Here is a 486-nt window from a genome sequence, read left to right as displayed (position 1 = left end):
GCCCGCCCTCACCCCGCACGCCGGTGCCGCCGCACCGCACCCGGCCGCCCTCCGCGCGCCGGCCGCCGAGCCCCGGCCGCTCCGCAGCTACTTCGACAACCGGGCCGTCAGCCACGCCGACCGACCGGAGGCGGCGGACTTCGACGGGTCGGGAAACTCGCTCCCCGCATCCGGGCTGACGGCAGCCGGTTGGACGCCCGGCAGTCGGCTGCTGCTCGACGCCACCCCGCTGACCTGGCCCGACCGGACGCCGGGCGAGCCCGACAACGTGCGGGCCGACGGCCAGCTCGTGGCCGTGGACGGCCGGGGGCCGGCCCTGACAATGCTGCTCGCCGCCACCTCCCCGCACGGGCCGACCGATCCCGTCACCGCCACCGGCCGCGTCCACTACCGGGACGGATCGAGCGCCCGCTACACCGTCACCGCCCACGACTGGCGCACGGGACCGGCCGCGACCAGCGCCCTCTCCCTCCCCCCTGTCTCTTA

At 77.6% G+C, this 486-nt stretch carries 1 pseudogene; it reads left to right on the top strand.

The window, feature by feature from the left end:
- Positions 1 to 486: pseudogene (locus tag FNX44_RS28475) on the top strand (SGNH/GDSL hydrolase family protein); the annotation flags it as partial.

The organism is Streptomyces alkaliterrae, assembly GCF_007097205.2.
GTDB lineage: Bacteria > Actinomycetota > Actinomycetes > Streptomycetales > Streptomycetaceae > Streptomyces > Streptomyces alkaliterrae.
This window is presented reverse-complemented; position numbering and strand designations above follow the sequence as displayed.